Annotated in this window: 12 protein-coding genes and 1 pseudogene; 7 read left to right on the forward strand and 6 right to left on the reverse strand. The window is 68.2% G+C overall.

Annotation, left to right across the window (positions count from 1 at the left end; translation table 11 throughout):
• Positions 1-48 precede the first annotated feature (48 nt).
• On the reverse strand, positions 49-792 hold the full coding sequence (locus ACWCO2_RS18000; protein ID WP_450128858.1) for an IclR family transcriptional regulator: 744 nt from the start codon (positions 790-792) through the stop codon (positions 49-51).
• A gap of 216 nt (positions 793-1,008) precedes the next feature.
• Between ACWCO2_RS18000 and ACWCO2_RS18005 the strand changes: the two genes are divergently transcribed.
• Positions 1,009-2,202: an NAD(P)/FAD-dependent oxidoreductase gene (locus ACWCO2_RS18005; protein WP_450128859.1), complete on the forward strand. Its 1,194-nt coding sequence runs from the start codon at positions 1,009-1,011 to the stop codon at positions 2,200-2,202.
• 290 nt (positions 2,203-2,492) lie between these two features.
• Here the strand turns inward: ACWCO2_RS18005 and ACWCO2_RS18010 are convergent, their stop codons facing one another.
• Positions 2,493-3,107 carry a TetR/AcrR family transcriptional regulator gene (locus ACWCO2_RS18010; protein ID WP_450128860.1) on the reverse strand — a complete coding sequence of 205 codons (615 nt, stop codon included), beginning with the start codon at positions 3,105-3,107 and terminating at the stop codon, positions 2,493-2,495.
• Between the two features lie 63 nt (positions 3,108-3,170).
• Between ACWCO2_RS18010 and ACWCO2_RS18015 the strand changes: the two genes are divergently transcribed.
• The 4 genes and pseudogenes from ACWCO2_RS18015 (at position 3,171) to ACWCO2_RS18030 (ending at position 5,447) form a co-directional block, all read left to right on the forward strand.
• Positions 3,171-4,079, forward strand: a complete 909-nt coding sequence (locus ACWCO2_RS18015) for a DMT family transporter (protein WP_450128861.1) — start codon at positions 3,171-3,173, stop codon at positions 4,077-4,079.
• A gap of 24 nt (positions 4,080-4,103) precedes the next feature.
• A pseudogene (locus ACWCO2_RS18020) lies at positions 4,104-4,717 on the forward strand (helix-turn-helix domain-containing protein); the annotation flags it as partial.
• A 57-nt stretch (positions 4,718-4,774) separates the two neighbouring features.
• Positions 4,775-5,119, forward strand: coding sequence for a hypothetical protein (locus tag ACWCO2_RS18025; RefSeq protein WP_450128862.1), 345 nt, complete (start codon positions 4,775-4,777; stop codon positions 5,117-5,119).
• A gap of 37 nt (positions 5,120-5,156) precedes the next feature.
• The gene (locus ACWCO2_RS18030) at positions 5,157-5,447 is read left to right on the forward strand and encodes a tyrosine-type recombinase/integrase (protein WP_450128967.1); all 291 of its coding nucleotides are present in this window, start codon (positions 5,157-5,159) and stop codon (positions 5,445-5,447) included.
• A gap of 94 nt (positions 5,448-5,541) precedes the next feature.
• Here ACWCO2_RS18030 and ACWCO2_RS18035 read toward each other — a convergent pair whose 3' ends face one another.
• From ACWCO2_RS18035 to ACWCO2_RS18050, 4 genes are all read right to left on the reverse strand, one after another.
• Complete coding sequence (locus tag ACWCO2_RS18035) at positions 5,542-6,159, reverse strand: sarcosine oxidase subunit gamma (RefSeq protein WP_450128863.1); 618 nt, start codon at positions 6,157-6,159, stop codon at positions 5,542-5,544.
• Positions 6,146-8,962, reverse strand: coding sequence for a 2Fe-2S iron-sulfur cluster-binding protein (locus ACWCO2_RS18040; protein ID WP_450128864.1), 2,817 nt, complete (start codon positions 8,960-8,962; stop codon positions 6,146-6,148). Before ACWCO2_RS18040 ends, ACWCO2_RS18035 begins: the two co-directional genes overlap by 14 nt.
• Complete coding sequence (locus ACWCO2_RS18045) at positions 8,959-9,216, reverse strand: sarcosine oxidase subunit delta (RefSeq protein WP_450128865.1); 258 nt, start codon at positions 9,214-9,216, stop codon at positions 8,959-8,961. The genes ACWCO2_RS18040 and ACWCO2_RS18045 overlap by 4 nt, the downstream gene beginning before the upstream one ends.
• Before the next feature lie 352 nt (positions 9,217-9,568).
• The gene (locus tag ACWCO2_RS18050) at positions 9,569-10,789 is read right to left on the reverse strand and encodes a sarcosine oxidase subunit beta family protein (RefSeq protein ID WP_450128866.1); all 1,221 of its coding nucleotides are present in this window, start codon (positions 10,787-10,789) and stop codon (positions 9,569-9,571) included.
• Between the two features lie 100 nt (positions 10,790-10,889).
• Between ACWCO2_RS18050 and ACWCO2_RS18055 the strand changes: the two genes are divergently transcribed.
• Both ACWCO2_RS18055 and ACWCO2_RS18060 read left to right on the forward strand, forming a co-directional pair.
• Complete coding sequence (locus ACWCO2_RS18055; protein WP_450128867.1) at positions 10,890-11,546, forward strand: GntR family transcriptional regulator; 657 nt, start codon at positions 10,890-10,892, stop codon at positions 11,544-11,546.
• A gap of 460 nt (positions 11,547-12,006) precedes the next feature.
• Complete coding sequence (locus ACWCO2_RS18060) at positions 12,007-14,475, forward strand: GcvT family protein (RefSeq protein ID WP_450128868.1); 2,469 nt, start codon at positions 12,007-12,009, stop codon at positions 14,473-14,475.
• The last annotated feature ends 45 nt before the right edge of the window (positions 14,476-14,520 follow it).

Here is a 14,520-nt window from a genome sequence, read left to right on the forward strand (position 1 = left end):
GTCGTGAGTGCGAAAACCGGCTGCAACCGGCTTTCGCACTCACGACGCTCAGACCAGGAAACCCAGTTGCGACGACAGCTCCTTGGCCGCGACGCGCATCGCTCCGACGACTTCGCGCATGCGCTTGCGGGAGAAGCGGTAGGACGGCCCCGAGGCGCTCATCGCCGCGATGACCTCGCCCTCCTGGTTGTAAACCGCCACCGCCGCGGCGTTGAGGCCGAGTTCCAGCTCCTCGTAGCTCGTCGCGTACCCGTCGCGGACGATCAGGTCGAAGTCCTTGCGCAGTTGGCTCGCGCTGGTGACGGTCCGGGTCGTGTAGCGCTCCAGCGGGTGGACCAGCAGGTCGTTCTGGTCCTCACGCGGCGCGTGCGCCAGCAGCACCTTGCCGCTTGAAGTGGCGTGCAGCGGGGTGCGCTGACCGACCCAGTTGTGCGCGGTGACGGCGGCCGTGCCGCGCGCCTGGCTGATGTTGATGGCGACGTCGTGGTCCCGGATCGCGATGTTGACCGTCTCGCCTAGGTCCGCGGCCAGCGACTCGCAGAACGGCCGCCCCAGTCGGGGCAGGTCCATCCGCTCGGTCGCCGCCCCGGCCAACCGCACCATGCCGAAGCCGATGGCGTACTTGCCGCGCTCGCCCAGCTGCTCCACCAGACCGCGCGCTTCCAGCACGCTGACCAGCCGGGAGGCCGTCGACTTGTGCACTCCCAGCTCTCCGGCGATCTCGGTGATGCCGGCTTCTCCGTTACGCGCCAGCAGTTCCAAGACGGTCACAGCCCGATCGACGGACTGCACCAGAGCGCCAGAACTCCTTCCGCGTGATTCAGCTGCGCTACCCACTGGTTAACCGTATCCGTTCGTGGTGCACATACCAGAACCATCCGTTGTCCCTCTTGACGTTGTCGTTGCAGAAGGGTCAGATTTGGTGCGGATTCCACGTGCTGTTCCTCATTGTGCAACGGAGGTCGGCTTGTTGTCATTCTCCGAGGCCGTCTCGGCCGTGATCGAGATATGAGGGCGGTCGCCGTCGTCGGGTCCTCGGTGGCGGGCTGGCGTGCCGCGCAGGAACTGCGCGAGCAGGGCTTCGACGGACGACTGGTGATCATCGGCGCGGAGTCGCACCGTCCCTACGACCGTCCGCCGCTGTCCAAGGAGTTCCTGTCCGCTGCGCTGCAACCGGACGAACTGACGTTGGGCAGCGAGCAGGAGGAAGCCGAACTGGACGCTGACTGGCGGCTGGGCACCGCGGCGGTCCGGCTGGACCCCCGGCGCGGCGCGGTTGTGCTCGCCGACGGCAGCGAGGTCCACGTGGACGGGGTCGTGCTGGCGACAGGATCGGCGCGGCGGAGCCTGCCTGGCACCGGCGAAGCCCCCGGCAGCCACCGGATGCGCACCATCGACGACGCGCTCGCGCTGCGCGCCGACATCCGCGCGGGGGCGCGCGTGGTCGTTGTCGGCGGCGGGTTGATCGGCACCGAGATCGTCTCCAGCTGCCGGGAATTGGGCGCGCAGGTGACGCTCGTCGACGCGCAGCACCTGCCGCTGGCGCGAACGCTCGGCATCGAGCTGGCGCCGCTGTACTTCGCGCAGCACGAGGACCACGGCGTGAAGGTGCGGTGCGGAACGCCTGCGACGCGAGTGCTGGCCGAGGACCGAGTGACCGGTGTCGAGCTGGCCGACGGGCGGGTCCTCCCGGCGGACGCGGTCGTCGTCGAGGTCGGCGCGGAACCGGCGACGCGCTGGCTGCGCGGATCCGGCCTGAAGCTCCGCGACGGCGTCGTCACCGACGTCGGCTGCGCCACTGCCCTGCCGAACGTGGTGGCAGTCGGCGACATCGCCCGCTACCAACCGACGCACCGCTCGCACACCGTCCGCAGCGACCACTGGTCGACGGCGATGAACCAACCACCCATCGCGGTCCGAAACCTCCTCGCAGGCCGAACCATCGCCCCCTACACCGGAATCCCGCACTTCTGGTCCCGCCAGTACGGCTCAACCCTGCAGTTCGCGGGCTACGCAGGCCCCAAGGACCGAATCACCGTGGTGGACGGCTCCCTCGCCTCCCGCCGCTTCGTCGCGACCTACCACCGAGGCGGCCGCCCGGTCGCAGTCCTGGCGATGAACAGCCCGAAGCAGTTCGCCACCCACCGCCGCCGCCTGACCACGACCCTCTCCCAACAACCACCCCTGACCACCCGACGCTAACCCCGAAAAACGAGGAGTGAAGGGCACCTTCTGGCAGCACAGTTTGAACTGCTCCCCGGTAGTTGGACTGGAAATCCAGTTCCAGCTGTTGGGGAGCAGTTCGTGTACCTGCTCAACTGGAATCCCCCACAGCGGACAGGAATCCGCCTGGGGCGGAGTGAAGAGCACCGCGGCGTTGTGGTCGACAGTCGACCGTTTGCACTTGCTAGGCCGGCTGCGACCGCTAGGTGTTGCGGGGCAGGACGTTCGTGACGGGCGGGGGTGACAGTCAGGTTGGCCAGACTGTGCGGTCATGCTGATGAGTGGTTACACGTGTTGCTCTTGTCGATAGTCCGGTCCAGCAGGCACCGGCTGGTCATCTCCGCGCATTTGTAGGCATCGCGGTCGCCGAGTATGGAGGCTGTGACGTGGGCGCCTTCGTAGATCAGGTGCACCTGTGCTGCGACGTCGCTACGATCGAGGACGCGTCCGAATAGCTCAAGCATCCAGCGTTTCTCTGCCGCTATGATCTCGACGCCGCTTGACTGGATCGAGTTGAGTTCTGCCCAGGCGTTGACGAACGCGCACCCTCGCGGGTTGCTGTGGGCCCACTGTTCGGCGGTGGAGAAAACCACGGTCAACCCGTCGTGTGGCGTACTCGGTGCGGCGTCGTTGAGGCCGGTGAGCAGTGTGGTCTGCCAGGTGTGAGCGCGCTGTTGGAGGTAGGCGGCGATCAGTCCGTCTTTGGACCCGAATCGTTGGTACAAGGTTCGTTTCGTGGTGCCGGCGTGCTCGGCGAGCATGTCGACCCCGACCGCGGTGATGCCACGGTTGTAAAAGAGCTCTGAAGCCGCGGCAAGGAGCCGCCCGCCCACACGAGTCGTCCTGGGTGCCGACACTGGAGCGAGGTCGGTGAGGTCAAGCACGTGACGGTCCTCTCGTCGGAAGTGCACTGAAAGTATACCGATCGGTATGCTTTCGTGGTCGGCATGCGCCCTCTCGTTCTCGCTGTCGGTTTCGTCGTGCTCTGGAGTTCAGGTTTCGTTGGGGCCAGCCTGGCTGCCGATGTCAGCACCACGTCCGGGATGCTTGCTTGGCGTTACCTGGTGACTGCGGTGTTGCTGGTCGTTGTGGTCGCCCTGCGGCACCGGAGGCCCTCCCTGCGCGTCGTGGTGCAGCAGGCTGTGCTCGGGCTACTTGCTCACGTCGGTTTCCTCGGTGGTGTGTTCGGTGCGGCTGGTGCGGACATGGATGCAGGCACCACAGCGCTGGTGTGCGCCCTGCAGCCGATGCTGGTCGCCGCCGTCGGTCGTCTCTTCTGGGCTGACCGCATCACCAGCCGGCAGCTCGTTGGCCTCGGGCTTGGTCTGGTCGCGGTCGGCCTCACCGTCGGGGGCGCGGACACGAGCGTTGGTGCCGCAGTCTTGCTCCCGATTTGCAGTGTTCTCGGCCTGTCCGGAGCAGCACTGCTGGAACGACGATGGCAACCGACCACCGACGTAACGGTCAGCCTCACCATCCAGGTAGCCGTATCCGCCGGGGTCTTCACCGCCTACGCCGCCGTGGCTGGAACCCTGCAGCAGGTCACCCCGACTACTCAGTTTCTGGCCGCGCTCGCCTGGTTGGTGGCACTGTCTGGCCTGGGCGGCTACGCCACCTTCGTCCTGTGCCTGCGCAGATTCGGTGCCTCGTTCACCAGCACCCTGCTGTACCTCACACCACCGGTCACCACCCTCTGGGCCTGGGCCATGTTCGACGACACCCCAACGGTCCAGCAGCTCGGCGGCCTCACGCTGGGCGCTCTCGCGGTCGCGCTAGCCGCACCGCGAAATTCCGGTAAGCCATCCGACACGGCCACCCACGACGCAGGCCATCGCACTCCAGAGAAGCATCCGTGACCCACGCCCAACGCGCCCCTCAGCATCGAAGGACGCCGTCGTCTGGTCCAGCGCTGCCAGACGCGTCCCATCGCACACGTGGCAAGCAGAGATGGGCATATCCCGCGCCTGCGCCTCGAAATGGGTGAACCGCTGGCGTCGTGCGACCAGGGGTTGCAGGATCGATCGTCCGCACCACACAGCAGCCCAAGCGCAACCCCGGCGTGGGTCATCGAGAAGATCGAAACGTGGCGTCATGAGCACAAGTGGTCGGCACAGCGGATCTCCGATGAGTTGGCAGACCTCGGGAGCACGATCAATCGCCGCACCGTCACCAGGCACCTCACGCGGCTCGGGCTCGGCAAGCGCAAGTTCATCGATCTCAACGGCGAAAACAACCGCAAGCCCGAGGAAGATCACCGCCCGCAGGCCTGGTCACCTGGTGCACTTGGATGCGAAGAAGGCCGGCCGGATCCCCCGACGGCGGCGGGTGGCGGATCCACGGTCGGGACAGCAAGCAGGCCAAGGCTGCACGTCGGGCGTAGTCGGCTGGCGCGAAGCGTGGCTACGTCTACCTGCACTCCATCGTCGACGGGTTCTCCCGACTTGCCTACACAGAACCCCTGGCCGACGAGAAGGGCGCTACCGCGGCTGCGTTCCGCTCAGCGGGCGTCCAAGCGAGGGCGCGCTGACGGTCGAGCACCCCAAGTAAAGCGGTGGCGTGGGAGACGGACCGGGCGCGTGTGATCCGGGAAGCGCTGTCGGCCCGCCAAAGCATCGCCGTTCCGCTGGGCTGCGGTCTGGGCCTGCGGCAAGGCGAAATCCTCGGGTTCTCCCCCGACGACATCGAAGAGACACCCGACGGCAAGGTCGTGCACATCCGGCGTCAGGTTCGCCCCGTCAACGGCGCGCTGGTGTTCCGGCTTCCCAAGGGTCGCAAGACCCGCGTTGTTCCGCTCTCAGATGAGCTGGAACGCGAGATCACCGAACATGCCGACAAAAAAGGGTACCCGGCCACACCGGTAACGCTGCCCTGGGGCGAACCAGACGGCAAAAGGTGACCGCGCCGGTCCTGGTCATTCCGGCCCCGGGGACCGCCTGGGATCACAGCAAGTTCAACTCGAAGATCTGGCGGCGTGCGTTCACCACGGCCGGGACCAAGTACCGCCCGGCATCGACGGCATGCACGCACTCCGCCACACCTTCGCCGCAACCTCCCTCGCGGCCGGGGTCACCATCCGGGAGCTGGCCGAATACCTGGGCCACAAGGACCTCGGCTTCACCCTGCGCGTCTACACGCATATGCTGCCCTCCTCCCACGGTCGAGCACGCGCCGCGATGGACGGCTTCTTCGCTCAACTCCGGGCCAGCGATCAGCGTGCAGCCTGACACGGCCTGCACACGGCCTGACAAGATCAACAAACATTAAAACCGCTGGTCAGCGCACATACGATCCCAGATGGTGCCCTTCACCGGGGTCGGATCACTCGGTGGTGAACTCCTGCATGGCGTCCAGGAGGACGTCTGCGAGGTAGGGAGAGAAGGAGTTGCGGACCAGTAGGCGGTAGGTCGGTTCGCGGTTGAGTTGCCAGAGGATTGCTTGGGTTCTGCCGATCAGGGTTTGGGCGCAATGGCCGGGAGTGAAGGACCATCTCGGGTGCAGGTCCAGGGAGCAGAGTTTCTCGAGGACTTCTCGGGACATCGGGCCGGACAAGCGCAGCGTGGTTCGGTTTGCCGAGACGTCCACAGTGGAGCCCAGGGAGTCCGAGAGCGCGTCGTCGAGGGCTGCGAGGAGGGTTGGGGATTGGCCGTCTGGGGCGGTGAGGAGCCATTCGTCGGGGCCTAGCCAGAGGGCTGCAGCGTGTTCGTCGCCTGAGACGAGGTTCGGTTCGTGGTGCGGAAGGGCGAGGTTGAGGGCGTGTTCGATTCTGGCCACCGCTGGGCTGCCAGGGTGGACTCGGAGGTTCACCTGGGTCAGGAACGGCTCTTCGGTCAGTTGGACCGCTCGGCCACTGCGGGCCGCGAGCTCGGTTGCGCGGGCGGCGAGGGGGCTGCGGCGGAGGGTGTCGACCTTCCGGTCGGTGTGGCTAGCGACCGTCACGGCGGGCTCCTTCCAGGTCGTAGAACACCGGCTCGGTCACTTCGACCGGGATGCTGCGGCCGTCGACCGGCACGTGCAGGACTTCGCCGATGCGTTGACGTCCACCGCGGACCAGCGCCATCGCGAAGCTGCGCTCCAGGATCGCGCTGCGGTAGCTGGAGGTGACGTGCCCGAGCATCGGCACCGGCGGCACCAGCGGGATGTCCGGCTCCACCAGGTGCGCGCCCTCCGGCAGCAGGTCGGCGGGATCCACCGGGAGCAGGCCGACCAGCTGCTTGCGGTCTTCCCGGACGGTGTCCGGGCGGGCGAAGGAGCGCTTGCCGATGAAGTCCTTGCGCTTGGACACCACCCAGTCCATGCCCAGGTCGTGCGGGGTCACGGTGGCATCGGTGTCCTGGCCGACGATCACGAAACCCTTCTCCGCGCGCAGCACGTGCATGGTCTCCGTGCCGTAGGGCGTGATGCCGAAGTCCTGCCCGGCTTCGTGCACCGCCTCCCACAGCGCCAGGCCGTACCAGGACGGCGCGTTGATCTCGTAGGCCAGCTCGCCGGAGAACGAGATCCGGCAGATCCGGGCCGGAATTCCGTTGAACAGCGCGGTTTCCCGGATGTCCATGAAGCCGAACGCCTCGTTCGAGACGTCCAGGTCCGGGGCCAGCCGGGCCACCACGTCCCGCGAGTCGGGCCCGACGACGGCCACCGCCGCCCACTGCTCGGTCACCGACGTGCAGTGCACCGCCAGGTGCGGCCACTCGGTCTGCAGCCACTCCTCCAGCCACTCCAGCACCGTCGCGGCACCACCGGTCGTGGTGCTCATCAGGTAGCGGTCCTCGGCCAGCCGCATCGACACGCCGTCGTCGAAGACCATCCCGTCTGCGGTGCACATGACGCCGTAGCGGGCCTTGCCGACCGCGAGCTTGGCGAAGGCGTTGGTGTAGATGCGGTTGAGGAACTCCGGCGCGTCCGGCCCGACGATCTCGATCCGGCCGAGCGTGGACACGTCCTGCATCGCCACACCGGTGCGCGCCGCCAAGCATTCGCGGTGCACCGCGGCGGCCATGTCCTCGCCGGGCCCCGGGTAGTACCGGGGGCGTTTCCACTGGCCGACGTCCTCGAACTCTGCGCCGTGCTCCACGTGCCAGGAGTGCATCGGCGTGGTGCGCACGGGATCGTGCAGCTCGCCCCGGTCGCGACCGGCCAGCAGCGCGAACGACACCGGGATGTGCGGCGGACGGAAGGTCGTGGTGCCGACCTCGCCCGGTGATTCCGCGCCCAGCGCCTCAGCGATGACGCCGATGGCGTTGACCCCGGAGGTCTTGCCCTGGTCGTTGCCGGTGCCGATGGTCGTGTAGCGCTTGACGTGCTCTACCGAGCGCATCCCCGCGCCGACCGCCCGCCACACGTCGGCGACCGTGGCGTCTCGCTGCAGGTCGACGAAGTGCTGCGTCCACTCCGACGGTTCACCTTCGCCTGGTACCAGCCACACCGGCCGGGGCGCGGCGACCGGCCGGTCCCCGGCCACCGGCGGAACTGGTGGGGCCGCGATCCGGAATCCGCAGGCAGTGGCCGCTTCCGCGCCCGCGGCCAGCCCCTGGGCCAGGCAGCCCGCGAGGTCGTAGGTGCCGCGGGCGGACCCGATCACCTTGGGACGCCCGGGTTCCTGCTCCGGAACGAATCCCGCCACCAGCCGGTCCCAGCGCAGCGAACCGCCGGCCTGGCTGAACAGCTGCACCGCCGGATTCCACCCGCCGCACACCGCCAGCAGATCGCAGTCGACGTCGACCGGCGTGCCGCCTTCGAGACTCGCGATGCGCGCCGACGTGATGCGTCGGTCGCCGGTGGTCCCGGTGACGGCGGAGCCGGTGAACACCTGTGCTCCCAAGGAATTCGCCAGCTCGACCAGCCGTTGCGGTGGTTCCGGTCTCGTGTCGACCACCGCGCGGACCCGCGCGCCAGCAGCGGCGAGATCGGCAGCGGTCAGGTAGGCGCTGTCGGACGTGGTCACCACAACGGCGTCCTGCCCCGGCAACACCGCGAAGCGCTTGAGGTAGGTGCGCACCGCCGAGGCGAGCATGATGCCCGGCCGGTCGTTGTCGGCGAAGACCATCGGACGTTCGGTCGCCCCGGTGGCCAGCACCACCCGCCGCGCCCGCACGTGCCACAGCCGCTCGCGGTTGCCCCGGCGCTCGGCGATGAGCAGGTAGTCGTGGTCGTAGTACCCGATCGCGGCGGAACGGGTGAGCACCCGCACCTCCGGCATGTCCACGAATTCCCTTGCAGCACGGGAAATCCACTCCCCCGCGTTGCGTCCGTCGATGCGCTCATCACTGTCGAGCAGCGATCCGCCGAGCTCGCGGCCCTGCTCGACCAGCAGCACCCGCGCGCCGCTGCGCCCTGCCGCCAGCGCGGCGGCGATCCCGGCCGGGCCGGCGCCGATCACGACCACATCGACGTGCACGTACTTCTTGTCGCGGACCGTGGGATCCGGCGCGTTGCTGAGCCACCCGACCCCGGACAGGCTCGCCACCTGGAGACCGTCGCTCAGCTCCAGAGTCGTGGCGGGCACCATCGGTTCCGGACCGCCGCTGAGCACCTGGACCAGCGCGTTCGGTTCGGTGCCGTCGGCGGTGAGGATGCCGCGCGGCCGGTCCCGGTAGATCGACGATCCGACCTCGATGCGGCCGTTGGCCAGCAGCGCCGAGGCCAGCGTGTCGCCGGGGTGGCCGGTGAGCTCCATGCCGTCGTAGGAGAACCGCAGCGTGCGGGCGCGGTCGATGCGACCGCCTTCGGCCAGGCGTGTCATGGCACCACCTTTTCGGGACGCATCTCGTTGGTCGTGGTGTCGCGGACGACGTTGAACCAGCGGCGGCAGCCCGCGATGTGCGCCCAGCGCTCGTGGAACAACCCGTGCGGGTTGTCGCGGACGAAGAGGTATTCCGCCCACGCCGCGTCGTCCAGCTCGGCGGGGTTCTCGGGGAAGTCGACGTGGGCTTGACCGCCGTAGTGGAACTCGGTCTCGTCCCGATCCCCGCACCAGGGGCAGTGGATCAACAACATCGGAACTCCAAACTCGCGGAAGACCTTCGTGTTCACGCAAATTCCATTGAAATTGGACGTCCGATTTCCATTGAGTTTTGATCCTTTCCGGCTGGTGACCGCGAAGTACGACCGGCACCGTGCGTTGAGGGTCGCATGCGCCGCCAGGCGCATAGCCCACCCTCGCAGCTTGCACCGCCGCGGGTTCTCAGACTGTGCCCGCCCGACTTGGGCTCTTGGCGAGGCCAGCCCGTTCGCCGTGTATTGGTCATACATAAGAACGGGATCCCGCAGCCAGGCGGCGTCTGAGGTTCCGCCACCCGCACCGCCACGCAAAACGAGACTGGAAAACCTCCATGGAAATCGAGGACACCTAGTGCGCCACAGCAGCGGCGCCGTGCTCGTCGATCAGGGCGCCGGTGGTGAACCTCTCCAGGCCGTAGGGCTCGTTGATCGGATGCGGCTGGCCCGTGGCGATGGTGTGCGCGTAGACCCAGCCCACGCCCGGTGTCGCCTTGAAACCTCCGGTCCCCCAACCGCAGTTGAGGTAGAGGTTCTCGTACGGCGTCGGCCCGATGATCGGTGAAGCATCGGGCGTGACGTCCACGGTGCCCGCCCAGGTCCGGATCACGTGAGCGCGCGCGAAGATCGGGAACAGCTCCAGCGCCGCCGCCATCTGCCGCTCGATCACGTGCACCGAACCGCGCTGGCCGTAACCGTTGTAGCTGTCGATGCCCGCGCCGAGCACCAGTTCGCCCTTGTGCGCCTGGCTGCAGTAGACGTGCACGTGGTTGGACATCACCACGCACGGGTGGATCGGCTCCAGCAGCTCGGACACCAGCGCCTGCAGCGGATGGCTCTGCAGCGGCAGGCGCAGGCCGAGCTGATCGGCGAGCAGCGACGTGCGGCCGGCCGCGGCGAGCGCGACGCGACCCGCGCTGATCGCGCCGAGCGAGGTCTGCACCCCGGTGACCCGATCGCCGTCGAGCTGGAAGCCCGTCACCTCGCACCCCTGGATCAGGTCCACGCCCATCTCGTCGGCCTTGCGGGCGAACGCCCAGGCCACGTGGTCGTGCTTGGCGATCCCGCCGCGGCGCTGCAAGGTCGCGCCGAGCACGGGATACCGGACGTCGGTGGAGAGGTTGAGGATCGGGCACAGCTCGGCGATCTCGTCGGGCTCGACCCATTCGGCATCGACCCCGTTGAGCTGGTTGGCGAACACCCGCCGCCGTGAATCGCGCACTTCCTGCTCGGTGTGCGCCAGGTTGAGCACCCCGCGCTGGCTGAGCAGGAAGTCGTACTCGAGCTCGGCGGGCAGCTGCTCCCACAGGTCCAGCGCGTGGTTGTACAGCTTGGCGCTCTCGTCGAAGAGGTAGTTGGAGCGGATGATCGTGGTGTTGCGGGCCATGTTGCCGCCGGCGAGCCAGCCGCGTTCGAGCACCGCGACGTTCGTGATGCCGTGATTGCGGGCCAGGTAGTACGCCGTGGCCAGGCCGTGACCACCGGAGCCGACGATCACCACGTCGTAGTGCCGCTTCGGTTCCGGGGTGCGCCACAGCCTCGGTGGCGGTTCGGGCAAGGGGGTGGAAACCACCGCGACCTCCAACGCGAAAGACGGGAGTGACCAGTGGGAACAAATGGAGTAGAAGTGTTCGACGGACTGATATATCAGTCTGTGAGGTAGGCTACGAGACGTGTCCGCAGCCGTCAATTCCCGATCCGGAGAACAGCCCTCGCAGGCCGAGCGCGCCTACCTGACCTTGCGCGACCTGATCCTGACCCTGCAGCTGCCACCCGGCGCCCCCGTGCAGGAAGAGCCGCTGAGCGGCGAGCTCGGCATCGGCCGCACACCCTTCCGGGAGGCGATCAAGCGGCTGGAGGCCGAGTCGCTGGTGGCGATCTACCCGCGCCGCGGCACCTTCGTCACCGAGGTCAACATCACCGACCACGCGCTGATCGCCGACGTGCGCCGCCGCCTGGAAGGTCACGCCGCGCGCCGCGCCGCCGAGCGCGCCACCGACGCCGAACGGTCCGAACTGGACGAGCTGCGCGTGCTGGCAGAGGACCTGGGCGGCGACCAGTCGGTGATCATGGACGTCGATGCCCGGGTGCACCGCACGATCTATCGCTGCACCCACAACCGCTACCTGGAAGGCACGCTCGGCCAGTACTACAACCTGGCCCTGCGCATCTGGCACCTGTTCTTCGACCGCCTGCCGAACGTCTCGGACCACGTCGCCGAGCACACGGAGCTGCTCAAGGCGATCATCGCCGCCGACGCCGACAAGGCTGACCGCATCGCGGTCGCCCACGTCGACCACTTCGAGCAGTCCATCCGCCAGGCCATCTGAGCGGCCCGCGATTTACCGAAGCAGGGCAAGCACCTTCTCCGCTTCCACTCGGCCCCCGGCACGCCACCCGACGACAACTCCGCACCGTATCCGCTCAAACACGGAGCGTGTTACCACTTTCACACGAGCTCACCGCGACCGCCAGTTCCGCGCAGATCAGCGCTGCGGCTTGATCTGCGTCGCCGAACCTCCAGATACCGGCGATCACCGGGGTGCTGATCGCCCTGCGGAGCGGCGGATTTCCCTTCCGGAGAAACGAAATTCGGGCTGGTCCGTTCGAGGTGATCATCACTCGGACAGACCAGCTCGGGGCCACTCATCATCGACTTCGGAGGGTTCTCGGCCCCCGTTTCGGGCGACGGTCAAATTGGCACTTACGCGTCCTTGACGCGCACCCTCCCGAAGGCGCACTGTTGCGGTAGACGCAGGGAGTTGTCGTAGACGCAACAAGGCGGCAGCTATGGATTCCAGCGCCCAAGTACTCCTCGTCGGCGCGGGCATCGTGGGATGCAGCACCGCGTACCACCTCGCGCGGCTCGGAGTCACCGATGTTCTGGTCGTCGAGCAGGGGCCCCTCTTCGCCACCGGCGGCTCCAGTTCTCATGCGCCAGGACTGGTTTTCCAGACCAACCCGTCGGAGACGATGAGCCGGCTCGCCGCCCGCACGGTCGAGACCTACGCCGGGCTCGAGCTCGACGGACGCCCGTGCTTCCACCAGGTCGGCGGGATCGAGGTCGCCGCGACGCCGGAGCGCTGGGACGACCTCAAGCGCAAGCTCGGACTGGCCACCGCCTGGGGCATCCGCGGCGAGCTGCTCGGTCCGCGGCAGGTCCAGGAGCGCATCCCGCAGATCGATCCGACCCGCATCCACGGCGGCCTGCACGTGCCCACCGACGGCATCGCCAAGCCGGTGCGAGCCGCGGAAGCCATGGCCCGCGAAGCGAAACGGCGAGGCGTTGGGTTCGCTGCTAACACCGAGGTGATCGGCTTCGACGTCCAGAACGGGAAGGTCCGCACCGTCCGCACCACCAGCGGCGACGTCGCGGTGCAGACAGTGCTGTGCTGCGCGGGAATCTGGGGCCCGAAGATCGGCAAGCTGGCCGGGGTGTCGATCCCGGTGCAGCCGCTGGCGCACCAGTACGCGGTGACCAGCTCGGTGCCGGGTCTGACCGCCCGAGACGAGGTCGATCAGCCGATCCTGCGGCACCAGGACCGGTCCATGTACTTCCGGCAGATCCACGACCGCTACGGCATCGGCACCTACCGGCACCGCGCGATTCCGGTGGACAGCAACGACATCCTGCCCACCGCGGCCCCCGGCGACGGAGCCGAAGCGCCGTCGGAGGGCGGCGGTTGGAAGGGCATGGCGTCGGTGCAGCCATTCACCCCGGAGGACTTCGCCGGGCCGTGGGAGGACGCCCGCGCGCTGCTGCCCGCGCTGCGCCGCACCGACGTCGCCGAGGGCATGAACGGCCTGTTCCTGTTCACCGCCGACGGGATGCCGGTGCTCGGACCGTCCAACGAGATCGACAACTTCTGGGTCGCCGAAGCCGTCTGGATCACCCACGCCGGCGGTGTCGGCGAGGTGATGGCGCAGTGGCTGACCGGGCAGGTGCCCGAGATCGACCTGCGGCAGGCCGATCTGCGCCGCTTCGAGGACTTCGCGCACAGCCCGTCGTACGTGGCCGAGCGCGGGGCGCAGAGCTTCCGCGAGGTCTACGACATCATCCACCCGCAGCAGCCGCCGGAGCACCCGCGACCGCTGCGCACCAGCCCGTTCCACGACCGCCAGCGCGAACTCGGCGCGGTGTTCCTGGAGGCCAACGGCTGGGAGCGGCCGCACTGGTACGAGAGCAACAAGTCCCTGGTCGAAGGCCGGGACATCGTCCAGCCTGGCCCGTGGGCAGGGCGCTACTGGTCCCCGATCGTCGGCGCCGAACACCAGGCCACCCGCGAGCGAGTTGCGATGTACGACATGACTTCCCTGGCCAGGGCGGAAGTCACCGGGCGCGGCGCGCTCGAACTGCTGCAGCGGCTGACCACCAACCAGCTCGACCGGCCACCCGGCTACGTGACCTACACGCTGCTGCTGGAGCCCACGGCCGGGATCCGCGCGGACATCACGGTGGCCCGGCTGGACCGGGACACCTTCCAGGTCGGCTGCAACGGTCCGCGCGACATCGCCTGGCTGCGCCGGCACACCGACGAGTCCGCGCAGGTCCGCGACATCACCGGCGGCACCTGCTGCATCGGGCTGTGGGGTCCGCGCGCCCGCGACGTGCTCGCCGCGCTGGCCGATCGGGATGTCTCCCACGAGGCGTTCCGGTTCTTCCGGGCCAAGCGGCTGCGCGTGCGCGAGGTGCCGGTGGTCGCGCTGCGACTGTCCTATGTGGGCGAACTCGGCTGGGAGCTCTACACCTCCGCGGAGTTCGGCCGCCGCTTGTGGGACTTGCTGGCCGAGGCGGGTGCCGAGCACGGCATCTTCCCCGGCGGGCGCGGCGCTTTCAACGGGCTGCGCCTGGAGAAGGGATACCGGGCCTGGGGGGCGGACATGTGGAGCTTGCACGATCCCGATGAAGCCGGTCTCGGCTTCGCCGTCAAGACCGACAAGGGCGACTTCATCGGCCGGGACGCGCTGCTGCGGCGCCGGGAAACCGCGCCGCAGCGACGATTGTGCTGTCTGACGATCGACGACGGCACCGTGTTGTCGGGTTCCGAGCCGGTGTTCTCCGACGGTGCGCCCGTCGGGTTCACCACGAGCGCCGGCTACGGCTACAGCGTCGACGCCAGCCTGGCTTATGCCTGGCTGCCCGCCGAGCTGGCCCGACCGGGCACCCCGGTGCGGGTGTCCTACTTCGACCAGCGGCATCCGGCGATGGTCGCCGCTGACCCCGTGTTCGACCCCGAGATGACCAGAATGCGCTGCTGATCAGCGCATCACCCCCAAGACCTTCACCCGCCCGGCCGTGCTGAA

This window comes from Saccharopolyspora sp. NPDC002376 (assembly GCF_053593195.1).

Bases quoted from the DNA above. Each gene is read 5' to 3' on its own strand.
- ACWCO2_RS18060 (WP_450128868.1), top strand. From the start codon at position 12,007: ATGGATTCCAGCGCCCAAGTACTCCTCGTCGGCGCGGGCATCGTGGGA.
- ACWCO2_RS18005 (WP_450128859.1), top strand. From the start codon at position 1,009: ATGAGGGCGGTCGCCGTCGTCGGGTCCTCGGTGGCGGGCTGGCGTGCC.
- ACWCO2_RS18045 (WP_450128865.1), bottom strand. From the start codon at position 9,216: ATGTTGTTGATCCACTGCCCCTGGTGCGGGGATCGGGACGAGACCGAG.
- ACWCO2_RS18015 (WP_450128861.1), top strand. From the start codon at position 3,171: ATGCGCCCTCTCGTTCTCGCTGTCGGTTTCGTCGTGCTCTGGAGTTCA.
- ACWCO2_RS18040 (WP_450128864.1), bottom strand. From the start codon at position 8,962: ATGACACGCCTGGCCGAAGGCGGTCGCATCGACCGCGCCCGCACGCTG.